The following is a 2,439-nucleotide window of genomic DNA, read 5'->3' on the forward strand; positions in this document are numbered from 1 at the left end:
GGGAACCCTCCCGTGGTTCCCCCCATCGGCCCAGAGCCGATGGGCCCCCCCTCCGCACCGGGGGCCTTCGGGCGGCATCCGGCGCCACCCGGACCGTCTGTCACATGCATGAATGATGGCGTGTATTAGCAGGAGAGCGTCTTCAATCCGGGGGGCCTCGCTAAAGGGAGACAGAAGCACAACAGCCACCCGACCGGGTGGCTGTGGAACCGGGATGGCGGGGCCGACGGGACTCGAACCCGCGACCTCCGGCGTGACAGGCCGGCGTTCTATCCAGCTGAACTACGACCCCGAGGAATCAGGACGCGAGCGTTCTTTATAGCCGCTTCTCCGCGCGCTGTCAACAGGACCGGCCCGCGCGATCGCCGTCCATAGTAATGATGCGCTCCGGCGGGCCGTCGCCCAAGAGGCCTCCCCGCGCGCCTGCGCCACGACTCAGGAGGCTGCCGGCAAGGTGGTGCGAACCCCTGGCCGCATGAGCCCCGCCAGGTATTCCTCGGCGAAGCCGAGGCGGCGGCCGAGCGGCACCAGCCGGTCGGCAGGAAGTAGCGGCCCCCCGGGAGCCGCGACGGCGCGGTGGAACCGGTTCTGGGCCTCCCAGAGATCGAGGGAGAGGTCCAGGCTGTCCGCCACGTCCAGCAGGCCAAGAGCCCGTCGCACCAGACCCTCGTCCGCCCCCCCCGCCCCCTCCCAGACCCAGGCCGTGACCGCGTCCGTTAGGCGCCGCTGCACCGGCGTCACGTCCAGGGCGACCTCGAACCGCCGGGCCCGCTCCAGGATTTCCCGCAGGCGGGCCGGGTCCCCCTGGCCCTCCACGAGCCGGGTCGCCTCCTGCTCCAGGACCTCCTGGAGGACCGCCCGGGCGACGACCTGAAAGGCCTCCGGCAGGTGCGCGTCCATTTCGCGCAGCAACTCCATCTGCCGCGCGTTGGCATCGTAGAGCCGCCGGCAGGCCTGGGTGAACTCTGCCCGCGGCCCCGCCGTCACCAGGGCGAGGATCGTCCGGCGCTTCTCCAGGAAGAGGTCCCGGAGGGTGTAGTAGGTGGACTCGAAATGGTGGTCCAGGGCCCGGACCACCTCCGTGAGGGACTGCCGGGCGAACCTGCCGAAGAGGTCCTCCCGGACCCCCTCCAGCCCGGCGAGGTCCGGCGCTCCCCGAAGCGAGCAGTGGAAGTCGGACCCGCCGAAGTGCAGGACGGCGAAGGCGGCCTCCTCGCTCTCGGCGGTCACCTCGGAGGTCACCCGGACCTGCCCCACCGCCAGCATCGCCCGGCCATCCGTCTCCCGCCGGTAGTCCGTGGACCGGCACTGGAACGCGTGGATCCGGCTCTCCTGCGGGTACTCCTCGAAAAGGGAGGTGATGGCGTAGTGGGCGATGACGCGCCGCAGGTCCACCTGGGCCGGCCGAGCGAGGCGGCGGTAGGCGGTGGCGCCATCCCCCACGTCGGGGAGGTTGCTCTCCGCCCGGCTCAGGATCCGGAGGAACCCCTCCTCCAGGGGCTCCCGCGTGAAGTGGCGAGCCAGGTGGAGCGCCCGGGCGGCCTGCTTCAGGATCAGGACCGTCTCGAGCCCCGAGACCTCGTCGAAGAACCAGCCGCAGGAGGTGTACATGAGGAGGCGATGGCGCTGGAGCTCCAGGAGCATCCGGGCCTCCACCCACTCGGACGGGGAGAGGGCCCGCTTGGCGTGGCGGCCGAGGAAGGCCTCCACCTGCTCCCGCGAGCGGTCCAGGACCACGTCGATGTACGCGTCCCGGGCCGCCCAGGGGTCCCGCAGGAGGGCCCCCGCCTTCTCCTCGTAGAGCAGGTCCAGCGCCTCCCGGAGGGAGTCCAGGGCTTCCCGGAGCGGCCCCCGCCACCGCTGGTGCCAGCCGGGACCCCGCCCGGCTCGACACCCGCAGTCGCTACGCCAGCGCTCGATCCCGTGGGGGCAGGACCAGGCCGTGTTGGGGAGAACCTCGACCTCAAGGACCGGCGGGTGCCGCTCGAGGAACTCCCCGTAGTTGGTCAGGTGGACCTCCCCCCCCTCCCGAATCGCGTGCAGGGCGGAGGCGAGGGCCATGTCCCCGAACCGGTGGTGGTGGCCGTAGGACTCGCCGTCGGCCGCCACGTGCACCAACTGGATGCCTGGCCGGTCCGGGGCGAAGGCCCCGAGGAGCCGCGCCGCCAGGGCCTGCCCGCTCGCGAGGAGGCCCTCGAAGGCGATGGCGCGGGAGAGGGGCTCGTCGTAGAAAAAGACGGCCAGCGAGCGACTCCCGGGAAGGCTCACCCGGTAGGGTTGGCGGGAGTCCAGCCCACTCCCCTGCACGTCCCGCCATTCCCCCCCGCCGAGTGGGCGGACCCGGGCTGCCTGATGGGGCGCCAGGATCGTGAAGGCGATCCCGTGCTCCGCCAGCAGCGTCAGCGTCTCGAGGTCGACAGCCGTTTCCGGGAGCCACAT

At 71.8% G+C, this 2,439-nt stretch carries 1 protein-coding gene and 1 tRNA gene; both read right to left on the reverse strand.

What is annotated here, in order from left to right:
* Positions 1-215: 215 nt before the first annotated feature.
* Positions 216-292 (reverse strand) — tRNA-Asp (locus tag VGT06_11800).
* Positions 293-435: 143 nt separating this feature from the next.
* Positions 436-2,439, reverse strand: a 2,004-nt coding sequence (locus VGT06_11805) for a DUF3536 domain-containing protein (protein ID HEV8663802.1), incomplete at its 5' end; no start/stop codon positions are given.

The organism is Candidatus Methylomirabilis sp., from assembly GCA_036000645.1.
Taxonomy (GTDB): Bacteria; Methylomirabilota; Methylomirabilia; order Methylomirabilales; family JACPAU01; genus JACPAU01.